Source organism: Bradyrhizobium sp. BRP56, from assembly GCF_020194035.1.
Taxonomy (GTDB): domain Bacteria; phylum Pseudomonadota; class Alphaproteobacteria; order Rhizobiales; family Xanthobacteraceae; genus Bradyrhizobium; species Bradyrhizobium australafricanum.
In genome coordinates this window covers 123,686-143,376 of the sequence record NZ_JADYVV010000010.1, presented here as the reverse complement: position 1 = coordinate 143,376, position 19,691 = coordinate 123,686, and the positions used below count along the sequence as shown (strand labels likewise).

The 19,691-nt window shown below is 64.5% G+C and carries 20 protein-coding genes; 9 read left to right on the top strand and 11 right to left on the bottom strand.

Annotated features, from left to right (window positions below):
* Nucleotides 1–49: 49 nt before the first annotated feature.
* From I6F38_RS10005 to I6F38_RS09990, 4 genes are all read right to left on the bottom strand, one after another.
* A complete protein-coding gene (locus tag I6F38_RS10005) occupies nucleotides 50–301 on the bottom strand; it encodes a 4-oxalocrotonate tautomerase family protein (protein ID WP_225160178.1) in 252 nt (83 codons plus the stop codon).
* Nucleotides 302–321: 20 nt separating this feature from the next.
* Entirely contained in the window at nucleotides 322–1,032 is a 711-nt protein-coding gene (locus I6F38_RS10000; protein ID WP_057018327.1) for an SDR family oxidoreductase, read from the bottom strand.
* 127 nt (nucleotides 1,033–1,159) lie between these two features.
* On the bottom strand, nucleotides 1,160–2,101 hold the full coding sequence (locus tag I6F38_RS09995; RefSeq protein ID WP_225160177.1) for a LysR family transcriptional regulator: 942 nt from the start codon (nucleotides 2,099–2,101) through the stop codon (nucleotides 1,160–1,162).
* A gap of 24 nt (nucleotides 2,102–2,125) precedes the next feature.
* Nucleotides 2,126–2,362 carry a hypothetical protein gene (locus tag I6F38_RS09990; protein WP_057018325.1) on the bottom strand — a complete coding sequence of 79 codons (237 nt, stop codon included), beginning with the start codon at nucleotides 2,360–2,362 and terminating at the stop codon, nucleotides 2,126–2,128.
* Between the two features lie 273 nt (nucleotides 2,363–2,635).
* Here I6F38_RS09990 and I6F38_RS09985 point away from each other — a divergent pair, with 273 nt between their 5' ends.
* Complete coding sequence (locus I6F38_RS09985) at nucleotides 2,636–3,472, top strand: glyoxalase superfamily protein (RefSeq protein ID WP_225160176.1); 837 nt, start codon at nucleotides 2,636–2,638, stop codon at nucleotides 3,470–3,472.
* A 12-nt stretch (nucleotides 3,473–3,484) separates the two neighbouring features.
* Here the strand turns inward: I6F38_RS09985 and I6F38_RS09980 are convergent, their stop codons facing one another.
* On the bottom strand, nucleotides 3,485–7,297 hold the full coding sequence (locus tag I6F38_RS09980) for a tetratricopeptide repeat protein (protein ID WP_225160175.1): 3,813 nt from the start codon (nucleotides 7,295–7,297) through the stop codon (nucleotides 3,485–3,487).
* A 186-nt stretch (nucleotides 7,298–7,483) separates the two neighbouring features.
* On the opposite strand from I6F38_RS09980, the gene I6F38_RS09975 reads away from it, so the two are divergent.
* Nucleotides 7,484–7,774: a type II toxin-antitoxin system RelE/ParE family toxin gene (locus I6F38_RS09975; RefSeq protein ID WP_225160174.1), complete on the top strand. Its 291-nt coding sequence runs from the start codon at nucleotides 7,484–7,486 to the stop codon at nucleotides 7,772–7,774.
* Between the two features lies 1 nt (nucleotide 7,775).
* A complete protein-coding gene (locus I6F38_RS09970; RefSeq protein WP_028339801.1) occupies nucleotides 7,776–8,066 on the top strand; it encodes an addiction module antidote protein in 291 nt (96 codons plus the stop codon).
* 99 nt (nucleotides 8,067–8,165) lie between these two features.
* On the opposite strand, the gene I6F38_RS09965 is transcribed toward I6F38_RS09970, so the two are convergent.
* On the bottom strand, nucleotides 8,166–9,008 hold the full coding sequence (locus I6F38_RS09965; RefSeq protein ID WP_225160173.1) for a c-type cytochrome: 843 nt from the start codon (nucleotides 9,006–9,008) through the stop codon (nucleotides 8,166–8,168).
* Between the two features lie 350 nt (nucleotides 9,009–9,358).
* Nucleotides 9,359–10,576, bottom strand: coding sequence for a glycosyltransferase family 87 protein (locus I6F38_RS09960; RefSeq protein ID WP_225160172.1), 1,218 nt, complete (start codon nucleotides 10,574–10,576; stop codon nucleotides 9,359–9,361).
* Between the two features lie 253 nt (nucleotides 10,577–10,829).
* Here I6F38_RS09960 and I6F38_RS09955 point away from each other — a divergent pair, with 253 nt between their 5' ends.
* Nucleotides 10,830–12,137, top strand: a complete 1,308-nt coding sequence (locus I6F38_RS09955) for a glycosyltransferase family 87 protein (RefSeq protein WP_225160171.1) — start codon at nucleotides 10,830–10,832, stop codon at nucleotides 12,135–12,137.
* A 40-nt stretch (nucleotides 12,138–12,177) separates the two neighbouring features.
* On the opposite strand, the gene I6F38_RS09950 is transcribed toward I6F38_RS09955, so the two are convergent.
* From I6F38_RS09950 to fliL, 4 genes are read right to left on the bottom strand one after another with little or no spacing between them, the layout of a single operon-like run.
* Nucleotides 12,178–12,993: a flagellar protein FlbB gene (locus tag I6F38_RS09950; protein WP_225160170.1), complete on the bottom strand. Its 816-nt coding sequence runs from the start codon at nucleotides 12,991–12,993 to the stop codon at nucleotides 12,178–12,180.
* On the bottom strand, nucleotides 12,990–13,457 hold the full coding sequence (locus I6F38_RS09945; RefSeq protein ID WP_225160169.1) for a DUF6468 domain-containing protein: 468 nt from the start codon (nucleotides 13,455–13,457) through the stop codon (nucleotides 12,990–12,992). Before I6F38_RS09945 ends, I6F38_RS09950 begins: the two co-directional genes overlap by 4 nt.
* Complete coding sequence (gene fliM / locus I6F38_RS09940; RefSeq protein WP_028339794.1) at nucleotides 13,454–14,656, bottom strand: flagellar motor switch protein FliM; 1,203 nt, start codon at nucleotides 14,654–14,656, stop codon at nucleotides 13,454–13,456. Before fliM ends, I6F38_RS09945 begins: the two co-directional genes overlap by 4 nt.
* 18 nt (nucleotides 14,657–14,674) lie before the next feature.
* A complete protein-coding gene (gene fliL, locus I6F38_RS09935) occupies nucleotides 14,675–15,163 on the bottom strand; it encodes a flagellar basal body-associated protein FliL (protein ID WP_225160168.1) in 489 nt (162 codons plus the stop codon).
* Nucleotides 15,164–15,543: 380 nt separating this feature from the next.
* Here fliL and flgF point away from each other — a divergent pair, with 380 nt between their 5' ends.
* The 5 genes from flgF (at nucleotide 15,544) to I6F38_RS09910 (ending at nucleotide 19,691) form a co-directional block, all read left to right on the top strand.
* Nucleotides 15,544–16,308, top strand: a complete 765-nt coding sequence (gene flgF / locus I6F38_RS09930; protein WP_057018627.1) for a flagellar basal-body rod protein FlgF — start codon at nucleotides 15,544–15,546, stop codon at nucleotides 16,306–16,308.
* Nucleotides 16,309–16,324: 16 nt separating this feature from the next.
* Nucleotides 16,325–17,113 carry a flagellar basal-body rod protein FlgG gene (flgG, locus tag I6F38_RS09925; RefSeq protein WP_225160167.1) on the top strand — a complete coding sequence of 263 codons (789 nt, stop codon included), beginning with the start codon at nucleotides 16,325–16,327 and terminating at the stop codon, nucleotides 17,111–17,113.
* A gap of 2 nt (nucleotides 17,114–17,115) precedes the next feature.
* The gene (gene flgA / locus I6F38_RS09920) at nucleotides 17,116–18,171 is read left to right on the top strand and encodes a flagellar basal body P-ring formation chaperone FlgA (RefSeq protein ID WP_225160166.1); all 1,056 of its coding nucleotides are present in this window, start codon (nucleotides 17,116–17,118) and stop codon (nucleotides 18,169–18,171) included.
* A 5-nt stretch (nucleotides 18,172–18,176) separates the two neighbouring features.
* On the top strand, nucleotides 18,177–18,929 hold the full coding sequence (gene flgH, locus I6F38_RS09915; RefSeq protein WP_028337175.1) for a flagellar basal body L-ring protein FlgH: 753 nt from the start codon (nucleotides 18,177–18,179) through the stop codon (nucleotides 18,927–18,929).
* A 327-nt stretch (nucleotides 18,930–19,256) separates the two neighbouring features.
* Nucleotides 19,257–19,691 carry a hypothetical protein gene (locus I6F38_RS09910; protein WP_225160165.1) on the top strand — a complete coding sequence of 145 codons (435 nt, stop codon included), beginning with the start codon at nucleotides 19,257–19,259 and terminating at the stop codon, nucleotides 19,689–19,691.

Genomic DNA, 19,691 nt, shown 5'->3' with positions numbered 1-19,691 from the left:
TCACCTCTCCCGACCGGGAGAGGTGCACAATTCGGTTTGGGAAAAGCCTTCAGCGGGAAGATTTGGACGCCGCAGCGGCAGCGAGCTTCTTGCGATAGTCGAGCGCGGGCAGCCCGCCCCAACCCCAATTGTCGGTGTTGACTTCCTCGATGACGACGAACGTCGACTCCATCGGCTTGCCGAGCACGTCGCGCAGCAGTTCGCTGGCGCCCTTGATCAGTGCGGCTTTCTGCTCCGGCGTGGTGGACGACGCCCCCGGCGCCGTCCCCTCACGCGTGACCTGGATGGTGACGATAGGCATGATACGCTCCATCGTGCTCGTTAGTGGCCGGCGCTCTGGCCGCCGTCGACATGCAGGATCTCGCCGGTGACGAAGCCCGCGCCTTCCAGGAACAGCACGGCGTCGACGATGTCCTTGGCTTCACCCATGCGTCCGACCGGATGCTGCTTGGCGAGGAAGTCGTGCGTTGCCGGCGCGTGCATCGGTGTCCTGATCACACCGGGCGAGACCGCGTTCACGCGGATGCCCTTGGCGGCATATTCGATGGCGAGCGACTTGGTGGCGGCGTTCAGGCCGCCCTTGGTCAGCGAGGCCAGCACCGAGGGAACGTTGCTGTTGGCGTGATCGACGAGGCTGGTCGTGATCTGCACGATGTGTCCGGAGCCCTGCTTCTCCATCTCCCTGGCGGCGCGGCGGGTGATGTAGAAGAAGCCGTTGAGATTGGTCGCCAGCACCTGCGCGTAGTCCTGGTCGGTGTAGTCGGTGAACGGCTTGGCAAGGAAGATGCCGGCATTGTTGACCAGCGTGTCTATGCGGCCGAAGCGCCCGAGCGCCTGCTTGACGATGCGGTCGGCGACTTCGGGATCGCCGATGTCGCCTGCGACGGTCAGAACGTCGCTGTCGGTCGACGGCTTGATGCTGCGGGAATTGGCGACGACGCGCCAGTTGCGGTCGCGATAGCCCTTGACGATGGCCTCGCCGAGGCCCTGCGACGCACCGGTGACGATGGCAACCTTCTGCTCTGCACCCATGATCTCTCTCCATCTGTTGCTGAAGCGACCCAGCGCCGCTTCGATGGAGAGCAAGCTAGATACATCCGCTTTCCGCGCGAATGCCCGCTATTCGGCAGACACTCTTCCGCGGCGCGAACGACCGGCGTCATCGGGCTTTCGCGCCAGCCTTGCTGGCCTCGCGCGACAGCCGCTCGAAATAACGCTTCAGCCGCGGCGTCGCGAAATCGACGAAGGCGCGCACCTTCGGCACGTCGAAGCGGCCCTGCGGCGCCAAAAGATGTACCGGCAGCGGCGGATGCTCGTCGCCGGCGAGCAGGATCTGCAACCGCCCGTCACGGATTTCCTCGGCGATGTGATACGAGAACAGCCGGGTGATGCCGTGTCCTTCGCTGGCCGAGGCCACCGCCGCGCGCACCGTGTTGACGACCAGCCGTGGCGTGAACTGGACCGCGCGCGCGATCTTCGACTTCGCGGCCGGCGGGAAGCTCCAGGAGTCGAGCCCGAAATGCGTCATGGCGATGATCTGGTGCTTCGCCAGATCCGCCGGCTCGGCGATCAGCGGATGCTGCGCGAGATAGCCGGGCGATGCCGCCACCACGCGGCGCACCTCGCCGAGCTTGATCGCGATGAAACTGGAATCGGCGAGATGGGCGATACGCAGCGCGACGTCGATCCCCTCGTCGATCAGATTGACGGTGCGATCGAGCATCACGAGCCGTACCGACACCGCCGGATAGTCCGTCATGAAGGCATCGAGCACCGGCCGCAGCACGTCCTCGCCGACCACGACCGGCGCGGTGACGGTCAGCGTGCCGCGCGGCACTGACCGCTCGCCGCCCGCCGAGATATCGGCCTCCTCGAGCTCGCCGAGGATACGACGGCATGCGGCCGCATAGCGCTGGCCGGCATCGCTCAGCTTCAGCGAGCGCGTCGTGCGATGTAGCAGCTCGGCGCCGACATTATGCTCTAGGAAAGCGATCGCCCGGCTGACCGCCGCCGGCGAGCGCCGCAGTTTCCGCCCGGCACCGGCGAGGCTACCCTCGTCGACCGCCGCAACGAAGACCTTCATGGCGTCGATGCGGTCCATCGATCCCCCGCTTCGCGGTCGCCGTTACTCCTTCACGTCATACTGCTTGCTGAGGTGGTCGCCGATCTGCACCAGCATCGCGACGCATTCGGGATAGCCGGGCCTCGCCACCGTGGCGTCATCGGCGCTGGCGCGAAACTCCCAGCTGTCGCCGTCGCGCAGCACGGAGATGTCGATGCCGTCGGGGCAGTCGGCATGGGCCTTCAGCTCGGCCCGCGCCATCGCGATGAGTTCGGCTTCGGTCTTGATCGGCTTGCTCATGTAACGACGTCCTCCCGGCGTTGTCCAACGGACGCCATGGTTGCCGATTTGACGGCACGATGTCGAGAGCACGCGTGCGATCACAACCAGTTGCAATTGACAAAATGCTCGTCCCCGGCGAACATTCGGCAGGGTCGATACCACCCGCCGCTTGCATCCCACCCGGGGACGGTGAAGGTATCAAGCCATGTTTCAGGCTTCCTTTGCCCGCACGAACGGGTCAGCAACGCAAGCCCCTGACGCTTTCCGTTCGTCGATGCAAAGGTTGATCCCATGCGCGACTTTCGTGATGCCAAGGCCATGGCGCAGACGCTGCGCGAAGCGCTCGGCGCCAAATCGATCCCCCTCACCCACAGCGACAGCCTGGAGCTGATCGCCAAACTGTTCGGCCAGCGCGACTGGAACACGCTGGCGGCACGGATACAGGCGGCCGGCGGATCCGCCGATGTGCCGGCTTCTGCTCCGCGATCGCCGCCGGACGTCGTGCGGCAAGAGATCGCAGTCGCTGCGGCGGTGCTCGACCGCTATGCCGGCTTCTACCAGCTCAGCGAGCAGGCCGTCCTCAGTGTGATGCGTGAGGATCACCACTTGGCTGTACAGCTCACCGGGCAACGTGCCGTACCGTTCTTTGCGGAGAGCCAGACCGGGTTTTTCGCCAGGGAAGTCGACGCGCAGATCAGCTTTGTCATCGCGGCTGACGGTCAGGCGACGTCACTGATCCTGCATCAAAATGGCGACAAGCCGATGCCGCGTATTGACGCTGCAATCGCGAAGCAGATTGCGGATCGCACCGCGGAGCGCGTGAAAAACCAGTCGCCGGCTCCCGGAACCGAGGCCGCGCTCCGCCGCCTGATCGAGGGGGTCGCATCGGGACAGCCCGACTATGCGGACATGACCCCTGCGCTCGCCGCGGCGACCCGCGAGCAATTGCCACACCTGCAGCCTTTCCTAGCCGACCTCGGCGCGATCGAATCCACCCGCTTTCTCGGCGTCGGCGCGCAGGGCGAGGATGTCTACAGTGTGCGGCACGCCAACGGTGCCTCGCATTGGCGGATCGCGCTCGACGCCACCGGGATCATTTCGACCGCGTGGGTGTCTGCAGGGCCGTGAGCGCCAGCGCTGCTACGGCGCCGCGCTGGCGCGGCGCTCGCCCTTGATCGCCGGCAGCGCGCTCACCGGCGCGACCTTTGGCTTGTCAGTCACCGATCCGGTCGCGACCGGATCGGGCAATGGCGCGCGGGCGGTGGCGTCGGGGAAGCGGGTCTTCATCTCGCGGATGAAGCCGTCGAGCGTGTCGACGCTGGCGGCCATTCGCGCGATCTGGGCGAATTCGGCGCTGGACGTCGCCACCGGCTTGCTGGCCGAGTCGAAGGCGAGCTTGTCGGCATCGCCGGACATCAGCGGCGCGTATTTCTCGCGGAACCGGGACAGCCCGATGGCGTCCTCGGCAAGTGCGTAGCCGACCACGGCGCGGATGATGTCGGCCTTCTCGCCCGGGTTGAGCGGGGTGAAGTCGCGCCAGCGGTCGCCATAATAGAGTTCGATCTGCTCGGACGCCTCGCGCCAGTGCCGCGACGCCCAATAGATGTCGGAGCGCAGCCGGATTGCCTCGCGGCCGGTGATGTTCGAGATGATGTCGAGCGCGAGATCGTGCCGGCCGACGTCGCTCTGCGCGCGCGCCTCGAGCAGCAGCCGCTGCTGGCGCAGCTCGCCGGAGAGATCCGCGATCCGCGTCGAGCGCAGCGCGGCGATGGCGCGGTCGGGCTTGCGGTTCATCAGATAGACCATCGCAAGGCGCGCCGCGACCTGGGCGCGGGCCGCGCCTTCAAGCCGCTTGTCGACCTGGTATTGCAGGAGGTCGGCGGCCTGGTCGAGCAGATCGACGCCGACCAGGCGGTCGGCGAGACGGCGGATCATCTCGTCGCCGCGGCGGCCGATCGGCGTCAGTTCGCGATATTCGTAGAAGGTGCCGAGCGCATCGATCGGCGACATCTCGTCGCCCTTGGGGCCGAGGTAGAGCTGCACGAACAAGGCCGAGGCGGCATCCTGCGCCTGGCGCGATTCCGGCGCATTCGGCTGCAGCCGGGTCGCGGCACGCGTCACCGCGAAGGCGTCGGCATAGCGCGCCGTCTCGGCGTAGATCTTCGACAGCACATACAGCGTCTTCAGCTCGATATTGTCGCCGCGCCACAGCATCGACAGCAGTTCGAGCTCCTTCAGCACATCGTCGCGGCCGATCTCGCCGCGCTTCTGCTTGAGCAGCGTCTCCAGCAACCTGCCTTCGGCGGCAGCCTGGCGATCGGCCGAATTGGCGGCGAAGCGATAGGCGTCGAGCGCATCCTTCTCCTGGCCGAGGGCCTCGGCGAGCCGGCCGCGCAGCACCGCAACCGCGGGCTTCAGCTCGCCGGGAACGCCGACCACGTCGAGATCGCTCTTGCGCCGCGCGGCACCGGCATAGTCCTTGACCTCGAGCGAGGCCTTCATCGAGTCCATGGTGACGATGCGCTGCAAATCGGGCGGCAGCGTCGCCACCGCGAATTCGGCGTTCTTGAACTTCTCGCGCGCCTCGGCCCATTTGCCCTCGCGGGCGAAAGCGAGCCCCTTCCACAATTGGGAATCGTAACCGTTGCCGATCACCGGATTGGCGAGATCCTTCAGGCCCTGCGCCGGGTGGCCGATCAGGATGCTGGCGACCGCGTGCACCATCACCACCGACGCCGTCTCGCTGCCGCGCTTGCTCTCGGACAGGATCAGATTGGCGACACCATGGGCTTCCTGGTACATGCCGCGCGCCATGTAGAAATCGGCGAGATCGAGCCGTGCCTGCGGCAGCTGCTCGGCATTGGCCGACGCGGCCGCCGCGATCAGGCCGTCGAGCTGCTTGAGGAACGTCTCCGACTGGTTCTTGCGCCACTCGTCCGGATCGAACAACGGCTTCACCGCCGCGGTCGCGCGCTCGGCGGCGACGTCGGCCGATGACAGCGTCAGGCCGCCCGGCCGGCCCAGCATCACCTTGTCGGCGCCGACCTCGGCCTTGACGTCGTCCGCGTTCGGATGAACCACGACGCCGTGGATCGATTCCAGCAGCGACAGCTCGACGAAATCCTGCCGCTTGATGATGCCGCGGGTCGGCGGCGGCGCGGTCACCACCCAGAGCGTATCGCCGGCGTCGGGATCGACCAGTCTGTGCAGCTGGCCGGGATTGGCGAGCGGTACGCTGACATTGGCGAGCGAGGGCTCCGAGATGTTGCGCACCACGGTGAGCGGCAATGGCGGTTTCTGCACCCGGTCGGCAAAGGTCAGCGTCCAGCTCACGCCGCGCGAGCGGTCGTCGCTTTCGAGCGACGGCATCTGCGGCCGGTTGAGGCGGAAGCGCACCGCCTGGCCCTTTTCCAGCGCGATCCGGCTGACATCCGATATCAGCGAGCCGGCCTTGGCGCGGACTGGATCGACGTCGATCGCCTCAGCCGTGTCGAACACCATCCAAACCGTGTCGGCGCGGCGGAATAGCGCCGCCGGCGTCGCGCCGGGGAATGAGAATGTCACGCGCAAGCCGTCGCTGTCCCGCTGGGCCTCGACCGCGGGCTTGCCGCCGGCACGGGCCTCGGCAGCAGGCGGCGATGGCGCCGCAGCCGCCTTCGGCGCTTCCATCGCCGGCGCGGCGGCGACAGCGGGCACCGGCTTCGGTGCGTTGGTCACGGGCGCCGTGTTCTGTTCCGCCGCAGAGCCGGCGCCACCGTCGTGCGGCGGGGTCGGCACAGCAGCGTTCTCGGCGTTGGCCGCAGGTGCGGCCGCGATTTTCGGCAGCTCCGGATCGGGCAGTTCCGATCGGGGCTGCTCCGTTTTGGCGGGCGCGGCCGCCGGTTGCTCGCTCGTGGCTTGCTCCGGCTTGAGCGGCTCAGAGTGCTGCGGTTCGGACTTGGCAGGCTCGGACTTCGCCGGTTCGGATTTGGACTGTTCGGGCTTGATCTCGATCTTGGCCTGCTGGGCGATGCTTTCCGATGTCACCGGCGCGACCGCCGCGGCGCCTTTCGGTTTGGCGCGCGGCGTCGGCAACAATGAGCTCAGCGAGGGCTTTGCCGCCTGCTGCTCGTTCTGCTGGAAGGCGACGTCGACGATATAGTTCTTCTCGTCGCGGAACGAATGCACGTCGACATCGCCAATCAGCGACACGTCGACCGCCGAGGTGTCCGTGTCGGCGCGCGCGCTGATCGACGCGACATTCGGCGGGGCGGCGACCTTGGCATCGGCAAGGTCGAAAGTCAGGACCGAATTGAACGACAGCGTCAACTTCTGCTCGTTCAGCACCGAGGAGACGCTGACCCCGTCGGGCACCTCGAACACGAAGCGGACGAAGGTGGGTTGCACCAGCGCGCGAACCCGGACCGGCGGCTTCTTCCTGGCGGCGTCGGCGGCACGCTGCATGCGCAGCAGGCGCTCGGCGGCGCGGGCGCGCTCGGCAAGCTCGCGGATCACCTCCTGCGGCAGCGACGGCGGCGGGCCGGTCCAGCTGTCGGGCAGGAAGTCGATGAAGATGCGCTCGCCGGCGGTCATGGTGTTGATGCTGACGCGGCGCGCCAGCGACAGACGGATCGCCGAGCCGTCGGGATCGCGGCGCGCGGCCCCGACATAATCGGGCACCGCATCCTGCAGTTTCTCGACGGGGATATCGACCGGTCGCCTGAAGCGGATCACGATGATCGAGCCGGCGGTCGTGACCTCCGACTCGACATCCTCCTTCAACTTCAGCACCAGCCGGGCATAGCCGTTCGCGGCAGAGAATGTCGCCTCACCGGGCACCGGGTCTTCGGCGCGCACCGCGGTCGGAAATGTAAGGGTTGTAAGCGCAAGGCCGGCGGCAAGCAGGCACAGACGCGCGGTCCGCGCCCAGGCGCGGCCTAGCGACCATGTTCCAGCGGCAGCGGTTCGCGCCATCTCGAAACGTCTTCTCGGGACCCCAGCCACACCAAGCGCGAAGCGCCCTCGCCCACGCCTCCCGATCTTGGATCGGGCGGCGTTAAGGAGCTGTTAACGTCAACGGATTGTTTCGGACCGGCCCCTGCCACGGAATGACTGTGTACTATAGTTGACAAATCGACCGCATCGTGTATGATAATACACATGATCCAGGTCGTTCAGACCGACGCTTTTGCGCACTGGCTCAACTCGCTAGCCGACATGAAAGCGGTCGCCCGGATCGGCGCACGCATCCGGCGTCTCGAACTCGGAAATCCAGGCGATGTGAAATCGGTGGGCAAAGGCGTGAGCGAAATGCGGATCGATTACGGCCCCGGCTACCGGGTGTATTTCACGCGTCGAGGCAAAACCATCGTGCTCCTGCTTTGCGGTGGCGACAAGCGAACCCAAAGCAAGGACGTCAAGGCGGCCCAGAAGATGGTGAGGGAGATTTGAGATGCCGCTCAAGACGACCAAGTTCGACATCAAGGATCATCTGAAGACGCTGGAGCAGCAGATCGCCTATCTCGAAGCGGCGCTGGAAGAGGACGATCCCTCGTTCATCGCGACAGCTATCGGCGACATCGCCAGAGCTCGCGGCGTATCGCAGTTTTCGCGCGAAACCGGCTTAAGCCGCGAAGTGATCTACAAGTCATTCCGGCCCGGCGGCAATCCGACTATTGAAACCCTGAACAAGGCGACAAAAGCGCTCGGTTTGAAGCTGAAGCTTGTTCCGAGCGCCGCCTAGCTGCGCAGATAGCGGTGCGCGCTATCCTCGCAGAACTGGAGTCAGCCAGGGGCCCGCTGCGCGGCTGTGACCGGACAGGATTTGGCCTTGCAACGAGGCTTACTCCGCGCTGCCGGGTACCGTGCGCAAATACGCCACGATGGCATCGAGGTCATCGGGACTGATCCGGGCGTAGTAGTGGTATCCCATCGGTCGACCGAGACGGCTGCCGTCGCGGCTGACACCTTCGGTGATCGCACGCTTGATCTCGTCATCGCTCCATGTGCCGATCCCATTGGTCTTGTTCTGCGTGATGTTGCGTGAAACCGAGATTCCCCACGGCCCGGAAAATTTGACGCCACCGGCGCCAAGGCTGCTTTTGTATTCTCGTCCCCTCGGTCCAATGGGCGTATGGCACGCCATGCAATGCGCGATCGTGACGAGATAGAATCCCTTCTGCACCTTGTCGCTCATCATCGGTTCGGCGAACGCGTTCTCGCCGCCCGGCGGAACGTTCTCGACCTGAGGCACCTTGTAGATCGGATCGGGCACCTTGTTGTGGACTGGCGTGATCGTACGCAAATATGCGACGACCGCGTCGAGATCATTTTCAGTCAGGATGTGATAGAAGCTGGTCGGCATGACCATCGCGGTATGCACACCCTTTGGGGTTTGCCCGGTCCGCAGCAGTTTCTTGATATCGGCATCACTCCAGTTTCCGATGCCTGTTTCCTTGTCTGGCGTGATGTTGGCGGCATGCACCGTGAAGGGAGGCTCGTCCCAGTATCCTCCACCCGAAAACGCCTTCTCCGAAACGTCGCCGTTCGGTCCCTTGGGCGTGTGGCAATTGCCGCAAGCCAGAATGCCGTTGACGAGGTAATCGCCCCGTTTGACCAGTTCGGATTGGGCCCATGCCAGATTGGTGGTGGCGATGACGACAAGCATCATGAACAGGCTACGCATGTTGGTTTCCTCGAAATTTCTTGGTGATGAAGAATTCAATTTCTGATCGGGCGCAGCTTCGCGCCCGGCACAAGAGCAATTCAATCAATCAACTCAAGCCGCGGTCCATGCGACCACAATCACGGAAGGCCAAAAGTAGCGAAATCGCGCTCGCCTTCCTCACGCCAATGCTAGACCCGCATCAAGCGCTTTGGCAATGTCCGCGATGGCTCGGTTGCAATGGCCTTGGCGCCGCCAGCGTTACGGTTGGCTCCGCGCCAATGGCAACGCCCCTGATTTATCGCGGCGGTGGAAGCCCAGCACTGGACACTCCCGCGATGTTACGGAGGTTCGAGTGAGGTACTCCGAACTCAGACTGCCGCGACCTCTCGCTCGCCGTGCGCCGCTTGCCGCGTCTGCATGCTCTCCCGGACCAGCAACCAGCAGAACAGGATGATGACCGGAGAACCAAAAGGCAGCGGCTTCACGACCGACAGCTGATAGAGGACAGGTAGGTAGAAGACCATCGGCGCGAGAAACGTCACGCCAAGGACCATTTTCGACCAGGCCGGAAAGCCGACCCTCAACCATTCGCTGAGCATCCAGGCCAGCGGCAGCGCCATGATGAGCATGTCGTAGAACAGGCAGAACGGCGTAATCAGGAGGCAGGTGAGCACGATGATCGAGCGTTCAGTGGCAGCACTGATCTTCTGACGCAACATCCAGACCAGCACACACGTCATGCCCAGCGCCACGAGGCCGTGAATGATAAAGGCCGTGTTGACGCCGGCGCCGAGCAGGCGCGCTGTCGCGTAAACGCTCTGCAGCAATGAAAACTCGACGTCGCCGTTCTCGAGAGCCTGTCGGGCCGAGTGAGAGACGTCGAGGAAGTTGAGCCACGTATCCAGGCCGAACAGCAGCGCGGACAGCACGACGAGCGAAATCGACGACATGCCTGCCCAGATCAGCGTGCGCCAGCGACCTGTGACGATCAGGGCGATCGGCACGGCCAGCGCCAGGTGCGGCTTGATCACCATCAGCCCGAGGATCGCGCCCGCGAGCTTTGGCCTCCGGTCCATGATGTTGAGACCGCACCCAAGGATCGATGCCGTCAGAAAGGCGTTCTGCCCCGCCACGGCATTAAGATAGACCGGCGCATAGGCAAGGATCGCGACCAGGCACCAAGGCGTTCGCAAGATACGCCAGATCACCGCGGCGAACGACGCCGCCGTCATACCAATGAACACGAACAGCGAGACGAAATACGGCGCGAGCGCGAGCGGCACGCACAAAAGCAGCATCGTCGGCGGATAGAAGAACGCCTCGTAGCCCTCTCGAAGGTATGGAGCTTCCGCGAGCAGATGCAATTCGGGCACATAAACCTCGGCGGGATGCCCGGCCAACACCTGGAGCGACGCTGCCCAGAACGTCAGGAAGTCCGAGCCGAGCAGAAAATTATTCGCGCCATAGCCGCCATCGCGGTAAAATAGCAAAAGCGACCTCGCGAGGGTCAGCACCAGCACAATTGCGACACCACTCACGTACAATCGGGCGCGCGGCGCGGTGAGCCATGGCATGTCTTTCAGCATTGGCAATTCCCAAAACACCACCTTGAGACATAGCGACTTCAATTCCAGAATGACAAATCGGTTGCAACTTAACGCTACCGTTTAAGGCTACCATAACCGGCGTACACTTCTCGGCGTCGATAGGCGTTTGGCTTCGCGGAGACCCCGTCGAGCCCACACCATCGGAGACGGCGAACATCCGCGTCTGCATCGAGAGGATTACCCCCGGTCCATCGGGCATGCGCGGAACTCCCAGCGATTAACCCAACGCCGCATGGAGATCGGCCACTCGCTTGCGCCACCGCCAGTTGCGGTATACAACCGCTTACATTTCAAGCAATTCTTAGTTTCTGGCAGTTTCATGAACGGATTTGGAATGGTGCGCGCCCGTGCGGAGCGCAACGGATACGACCGTGCATTGGCCATTGCCTGCCTCATCGTGTTGGGCTTTACCCTGTACTGCGTGTTACCGAAAGTCGTTGACGGTACCGGCGCGACCGGGCTCGACTTTTCGTGCTTTTGGAGCGCGGGGAAAATGGCTCTCGATGGCCATGCCGCCACCGCCTACGATTGGCCGCGGTTGCGGCAAGCGATCATTCAAATACATCCCAGCTTGAACTACGCTCCGTTCCCCGTTTACGAGGTACCGATACCGTTTTTCTACCCGCCGTTTTTTCTCTTTGCGGCGGCACTGCTGGCACTGCTGCCGTTTCCGACCGCGTTCTGGATCTGGAGCACCGCAAAGCTGCTGTGCTGGGCGCTCGTTGTTTCCGCCATCCGGCCGCGCTTCGCCGTACTGCTGCTGGCATTCGCCGTGCCGGCCGTCCTGTACGATTTCATTGTCGGCCAGAGCTCCCTGCTCGCGGCATCGCTGCTCGGCGCCATTCTGCTGACGCTGGACCGGCGACCGATCGTCAGCGGCTTCCTGATCGCGCTGCTGATCTTCAAGCCGCAATATGGCGTCCTGCTTCCCCTCGTTCTAATAGCTACCGGACGCTGGACCGTCTTCATCACAGCCAGCTTGGTGACACCGGTGCTCTTGCTGCTCACCGGGCTTACCTTCGGCTGGGACACTTTTGAGGGGTTCCGCGAAGCGGCCGTCTTCGCGACGACGCAGTTCCATCTCACCGGTACCCTGGCCTGGTACAAACTGCAGAGTGTCTACGGCGTGCTTCGGTTTGCCGGTTTTGGCTATGGATCGGCCATGGCATTGCACGTCGCGGTCGCTGCGGCAGCCGCGACGTGGACGCTGATCATATGGCGTCGCAACGTCAGCTTCGCCGTCAGGGCCGCGAGCCTGCTCGTCGCGACGTTGCTCGTATCTCCCTACTTCGCGATCTACGATACGGCGCTACTGGCTCTCGCGCTCATCTTTCTGATGAACGCGCCCATGGCCGAACATGGCTCGCTTCTCTCGAATCGCTCCGAACTACGGATCGGGTTCGGCGTGCTTGTCCTGGCGGGGTTTACCTACCCGGTCGCACTCGTGCCCGTCGGTCCGTTCATGTGCGCGACCCTCATCGCGATGATCTGGATGCGATGCAGGCAACCCGGTGTTAAGTCGGATCTGGCTTACGGCTGAGGGGGCCACCGCCAATTGACGGACTCTTAGATAGCTCCCATCAATTCGTCTTCGGCGTGAGCATCTTGCCTTCGATCTTGGGAAGATCGTCGGTCGAGGCCGATTTGTCGCCGCCGGCACGGCGGGCGAGTTCGACCGTGAGCCGTTCGGCGGCTTCCGGCTGCATCAGGCCGAGGATGTCGGACATCTTGCGCGGCTGGATCTGCGAGGCGATCTGGTAGAGCACATTCATTTCCAGACGATCGAACACCTTCGCGGCGTCCTTCGGCTTCATGTTCTCGTACATGGTGACGATGCCCTTGAAGCGCGCGGCATCGGCTTCCGCCTTTACCGCGGCATCGGCATTCGTCTTGGCATCATTGGCCTTGGCCTCCTCGACCTTGGCCTCGATGCGCTTCTCGGCGGCCTTCAGCAGGCTTTCGCGGATCTCGACCTCGCGCGCGCGCGTCTCGAGCTCCTGGCGGCGCGACTGCAACCGTTCCAGGATCGCGCGCTCCGACGCCGACACCAGCGCGGGCGCATCCAGATTGACGACAACGCCATCGGGCTTGGACGGCTCCGCGGCCGGGGCGGCCGGCTTCGGCGCCTCATCCTTCTTGGCCTCCTTGTGCTCGACCGATCCCGTGATGTCGCCGGGATCGCCCTTGACCTTGCTATCAACAACCGCAGCCTTGCCGGCGCCAGGGAAATTGAAGTTCTGCTGCGCCCAGGACGGGCCGGCCGCGCCGGCCGGCGGCGTATCGTCGGCAAACACGTAACCGCCATCGAGCACGAGGCCGGCGACCTTCAGCACCATCAGGCCGAAGATCGCGACCAGCACCACGGGCATCACTCTGATGTCACGAAGCAACTTCATGCAGCGAGGCCGCCGGCCCTCCTGCGCTCGGTGAAGGCTTCAGCCGCCGCGGCAACCGCGTGCGCGGCCGAGACCCTGGGCGCCGGCGCCGCTGGCGCGGCGGGCGCAGCCGCCGGTGCCTGGGCGGGCTCGGACGGCCGCGCGGCCATCGCGATCTTGGACAGGCGGCGCACCACGTGGTCGCCCTCCGCCAGCTGGTTCTTCAGCAGTGCCGACATCTGCGTCGCCGCATCGAGCTGGTTGCCGAGGTTCTCATTGACGTCGCGCACCGCGTGCTTCAACCCGCCGATCGCCCGCTCGGCGATCTCGGTCGCGGTGATCAATTCGGCGATCGTCGCCTTCAGCGAATGCTCGTCGGCCTTCAGCCGCTGCAGGCGCTTGTTGAGCAGCCAGCAATAGCCGATCGTCAGCATCAGCAGCACGGCTACCAGACTCTCGATTGCTAGTCCAAGCACATGACTCATGGTGCCTCCATCATCTTGGTCCGCTCGTCCGCCTTCTCGAACATCGCGAAGGTGGTTTGGGGTTTACGCAAATTCTTGGTGACGCGGATCGCGACACGGTCGCCGACCCGGCCCATGCGCCCTTCCGTCAGGGTGACGTTGCCGCAGCGTACCGAGACCAGCGCGTCGGAGCGGATATCCAGCGGCAGGGTGTCGCCGACCTTGAGCTTCATCAGCTCCTTCAGCGGGATATCGGCTTCATAGAGCACCGCGTCGACCGAGATCTCGGCCTGCGCCACTTCGGTGGCGAAATGGCCTTCCCAGATCGGGTCGCGGCCGAACTTTTCGCCCATGAACATCTGCAACAGCACGTTGCGGATCGGTTCGATGGTAGCGTAGGGCAGCAGCAATTCGACATTGCCGCCGCGGTCTTCCATGTCGATGCGCAGGCGCACCAGGATCGCGGCATTGGCCGGGCGGCTGATCGCGGCAAAGCGCGGATTGGTCTCGAGCCGGTCGATCGTGAAGGTCACCGGCGACAGCGGCCGGAACGCCTGCTCGGCATCCGACAGCACCACCTCGACCAGGCGCTTGACGAGGTTGGTCTCGATCGTGGTGTAGGGCCGGCCCTCGATCTTGAGCTGGGTCTGACCGCGGCGGCCGCCAAGCAGCACGTCGATCATCGAATAGATCAGGTTGGAGTCGACCATGGCGAGGCCGAAATTCTCCCACTCCTCGGCCTTGAACACCGAGAGCACCGCGGGCAGCGGGATCGAGTTCATGTAGTCGCCGAAGCGCACCGAAGTGATGCGGTCGAGCGAGACCTCGACGTTGTCGGAGGTGAAATTGCGCAAGCTGGTCGTCATCAACCGCACCAGGCGGTCGAACACGATTTCGAGCATCGGCAGACGCTCGTAGGACACCATCGCGGAATCGATGATGGCGCGAATGCCGGAATGGTCGTCGAGGCTGACGTCGCCGACCGTGAAGCCGAGGAGATTGTCGATCTCCTCCTGCGACAGCACGCGCTCGCCATTGGTGTTCTTGCCGCCGAAGTCGCGGCTGCCGTCCTCAACCATGGCGGCCCATTGCAGCGCCATGTTCTCGGTGAGCTCGTTCTTGGCGGCTTCCGCCGCGGCCGCCTCGGGATCCTCGGAATCGAGCGAGGCTTCCCATTGGGCCGCAATGGCGTCCTGGTCCATCTGGTCGTTGCCGGCCATGGCTTTACATCCACCCCGTCACTGGATCACGACTTCCTTGAACAGCACCGCGTTGACCTGGTTGGGTGCCAGCGCGAGATTGACGCGCTTGGTCAGTTCTTCCTTGAGGCGGAACAGGCCGGCCGAGCCGTTGAGGTCGCTCGGGCGCAGCTCGCGCATGTAGGTCTGGAACAGGTCGGTGACGCGCGGCAGCGCCGGCTTGATCGCCTCGACCTGCTTCTCTTCCTTGACCTCGAGCACGAGCTTCAGCTTGAGATATTGCACGCGCTCGCCGGGCGCGCCGACCAGATTGACCAGCATGTCCGGCACGTCGACGAAGCTCGGCGGCTTCGGCGGCGGCGCCTCGGCGTGCTGCTCCTCGCCGTGGCCGCGCATGAAGACGAACCAGCCGCCGGCGCCCGCGCCGAGCACGACGAGGAAGCCGACGACGGCAATGATCAGCTTGAGCTTGCCCTTCTTCGGTGCGGCCGCGCCCTCGCCGCTGTCCGTCTTTTCCTCGTCCGCCATCGTCCGCTCGCTTCACTCTGAAGGATGCGAACGCGATTTGCCCCAGCCTTGGCCTGAAGACGCGATACAAATGCCGCCGGCGCACACGCGCCCCAATGCCGGCAACACTGGGGTCATAATGGTTAACGGAAGCTTAGGATTTACCATCCACTAGGAAAAAACTGCCGGGCAAACATGGTCAACAAGACCTTTCTGCCGCCCTACCGGGCCTCCAGAAAAACACCTAAGTCATTCAAATATTTGAATATTCCAAGTTGGCACGGCTTTCGCTGAGAGCACGGCGTAACCCGCGGGTTTGGGAGAACCCAATGGTTACCGACGGTCCGGCGTGAAGGTTTGGGAGAACCTGCATCGGATCACCTCACAGGGGAGAACCACCGATGCAGAATACGCTTCTGGTCGGCCTATCGAAGCAGATGGTGCTGGAACGGCAGATGGATGTCGTCTCCAACAACATCGCGAACATGAACACCAACGGCTACAAGGCCGACCGGTCGCTGTTCCAGGAATATCTGTCCTCGAACGCGCATGAGGACAATTTCGCCTCCTCCGACCGCCGCGTCTCCTTCGTGCAGGACCGCGCGACCTTCCACGATTTCGCGCAGGGCCCGACCGAAGAGACCAAGAACCCGCTCGACGTCGCGATCGACGGCAATGCCTTTCTGGTGGTGCAGACGCCGGGTGGCGAGCGCTATACCCGCGAAGGCAGCCTGCAGATCAACAATCGCGGCCAGCTGGTCACCGCCTCGGGCTATCAGGTGCTCGGCACCGCCGGCCCGATCACCTTCCAGCAGACCGACCACGACGTCTCGATCGCCGCCGACGGCAACATCACCGTGCTCGAGGGCACCTCCCGCCTCGACTCGATTCGCGGCAAGCTGCGCCTCGTCTCGTTCGCGCAGGCCCAGCGCCTGCTGAAGGAAGGCTCCAACCTCTACGCGCCGGGCGAAGGCACGCAGGCGCTGCCGGACACCAAGGCCCAGATCCGCCAGGGCTTCATCGAGAAGTCGAACGTCAATTCCGTCGTCGAGATGAGCCGCATGATCGAGATCACGCGGACCTACACCCAAATCGCCTCGCTGCTGCAGCAGCAGAGCGACCTGCACAAATCGGCGATCGAGAAGCTCGCCGACGTGCCGAACTGATCCGAGGGATTGACCGATGCGCGCACTTTATACAGCTGCGACCGGAATGGCGGCACAGGAACTCAGCGTTCAGGTGATCTCCAACAACATCGCGAACCTGCGCACCACCGGCTACAAGAAGCAGCGCGCCGCGTTCCAGGACCTGATCTACGACCATGTGCGTCGGGTCGGTGCGCAGGCCTCCGACCAGAACACCATCATGCCGATGGGCATCGACCTCGGCGGCGGCGTCAAGACCGTCGGCACGCCGCGCATGATGACCCAGGGCACGCTGTCGCCGACCGGCAACGATCTCGACATCGCGATCCGCGGCGAAGGCTTCTTCAAGATCCTGATGCCGGACGGCACCTTCACCTACACCCGCGACGGCTCGTTCCAGATGGACAATCAGGGCCGCATCGTCAACGCGCAGGGCAATTTGCTGCAGCCGACGATCACGATCCCGCAGAACGCATCCGGCCTCACCATCAATGCGCAGGGCCAGGTCTCGGTGACGCTGCCGGGCCAGACCGCATCGACCAACATCGGCCAGATCGGCCTGACCCGCTTCATCAACAAGGCCGGCCTGATGCCGATCGGCGACAATCTGTTCCAGGAAACGCCGGCCTCCGGCCAGCCGCAGGACGGCGCCGCCAACACCGACGGCTATGGCGACATGCAGCAGAGCAACCTCGAACAGGCCAATGTCGAGGTGGTCTCGGAAATCTCCGACCTGATCGCCGCTCAGCGCGCCTATGAGATGAACTCGAAGGTGGTCTCCGCCGCCGACCAGATGATGCAGTCGACCTCCAACCTGTTCCGCTGAGGATGATGTCGATGATCGCCCGCTCACTCCTGATCGCAGCCGCGCTCCTCGCCGTCACCGTGGCGCCGTCGGCCGCGCAAAGCCGCCGCGAGACCATCGCGGTGCCGACGCTACGCGCCAGCATCACGGTCGCCGACGACATTGTGCGGGTCGGCGACCTCATCGACAATGCCGGCAGCGCCGGCAGCGTCGCGGTCTACCGCGCACCGGACCTCGGCACGACAGGCACGCTGCCGGTCGCGCAGGTGCTCAACGTGTTGCGTTCGCACCAGGTGATCGGCGTCGATACCCGCGAGCTGAAGGAGATCACCGTCACCCGGCTGGCGCGCACCATCGACAGCAAGGAGATCGAGCAGCAGGTGTCGCGCGCGCTGGAGGGCCGCCACGGGCTCGGCAGGGCCGGCAACATCGCGCTGACCTTCGACCGCGATCCTGGCGACATCCGCCTCGAGGCCACCAATACCGGCGTGATGCAGCCGATCGCCGTGCGCTACGACCCGCGCTCGACGCGTTTCGACCTGACCTTCGAGATCGGCAACGACGCCGGCGCCGCGCCGTCGAAGCTGCGCTTCACCGGAACCGCGATCGAAACCATCGAGGCCGCCGTGCTGACGCGCAATGTCGAGCGCGGCGACGTGTTGAAGGCCTCCGACGTGATCGTCGAGCGCCGTCCGAAGGCCGAAATCGGCAACGACGCGGCGGTGCGCAACAGCGCCGTCGGCATGCAGGTCCGCCGCCAGCTCCGCCCCGGCCAGGCGCTGCGCGTCGCCGACCTCGCGAAGCCCGATCTCGTCACCCGCGACCAGAACGTCACGCTGATCTACCGCACCGCCGGCCTCTACCTGACGATCCGCGGCAAGGCGATGGATGGCGGCGCCGAGGGCGACACCGTCAGCGTGATGAATCTGCAGTCCAAGCGTGCCGTCTCCGGCGTCGTCACCGGCCGCGGCGAGGTCTCGATCTCGGTCGCGACCCCGCGCCCGGCGCCGACCGCCGACGCCACCGAATCCAATTCCGCTTCCGTCAAGCTGAGTTCAGTCGCACCAAACGCCGAGTAAAGTTCATGTCCCAGTACCGCATCAACCGCCTCGTCCTGACCGGTGCGCTGCTCGCGCTCGGAACGATCGCCAGCGGGTGCTCGTCGATCGACCGTCTCTCCCAGATCGGCGAGCAGCCGAAGCTGTCGTCGATCGACAATCCGACCACCCAGCCCGGCTACAAGCCGGTGCAGATGCCGATGCCGAAGCCCGAGGTCGCCTCCTACAGCCCGAACTCGCTGTGGCGCAGCGGCTCCCGCGCCTTCTTCAAGGATCAGCGCGCCGCGCGCGTCGGCGACATCCTGACCATCACGGTGAACTTCACCGACAAGGCCGCGATCGCCAACGAGACCCAGCGCAGCCGTACCAACTCCGAGGATTCGGGCGTCACCAACTTCCTGGGCTCGCAGACCATCACGCAGCCGAACAAGATCCTGCCCGGCCGCATCCTGACCGCCGACTCCACCGCCTCCAGCGACGGCAAGGGCTCGGTGAACCGCCAGGAAGCGTTGCAGACCAACGTCGCCGCGGTCGTCACCCAGGTGCTGCCGAACGGCAATCTCGTGGTCGAGGGCAAGCAGGAGATCCGGGTCAATTTCGAAATCCGCGAGCTGATCGTGGCCGGCATCGTGCGCCCGGAGGACATCCAGAGCGACAACACGATCGATTCCTCGAAGATCGCCCAGGCCCGCATCGCCTATGGCGGCCGCGGCCAGATCACCGACGTGCAACAGCCGCGCTACGGCCAGCAGGTTCTCGACGTGCTGCTGCCCTTCTAACGGCATGATCCCGCAAAGCGGAAACCGGTTTTCGGAAACGGATCATGCCTGAGTAGGACTTTTACGAGCTCCCACATCTCGTCGCGAACCTAGGCGCGGCGCGGTGTACCAACACGGCCCTCGCTAGCTCCCCTGGCGGGGGCCGTGGCTTTTTGTGACCGGTGGCGTGCGCCGGCGCGGTCGCCGCGCACCAGTCCGATACCGCTTCACGAAAGTCGCGCCATCGCCTTGTCGGTTCGTTAACCCTCGCAGCAGCGCACAGTAGAAGTCCCGGCGCTTGCAACGTAGGGAGACGACAACGCAGGGTTTTCTGTTTGTATGACGGTCATGCAAAGAGACGGACGATATGCGGCGTGGTTCCGGACGCCGCGGGGCGAAGGCACCGGAATAGTCCAGCTTGCAAATGGCAGGATCTCGGGCGGTGACGCCATGTTCATTTATGGCGGCACCTATCAGCTCGATCAGGACCGCTTCACGGCGACGCTGACGACGCACCGCTATGCCGACGGCCCGTTCACCACCGTGTTCGGATGCGACGAGGTCGAGGCGCAGCTGACCGGCTCGTTCAACGGCAATCGGGCGGTGTGCTCGGGCACGGCCAAGCAGGCCCCCGGCGTGCTGTTCGAAGCCACGCTGTTTCTGCAGCAACAGGAGCCGGAGCCCGCCCCCGGCCCAAGGACCACGACGACGCGCGCCGGTGTGGCAAGGCTGCCAAAGCTCCCCGACCGACGCACGACGGTCGTGAGCAGGCGTTTCAGCTAA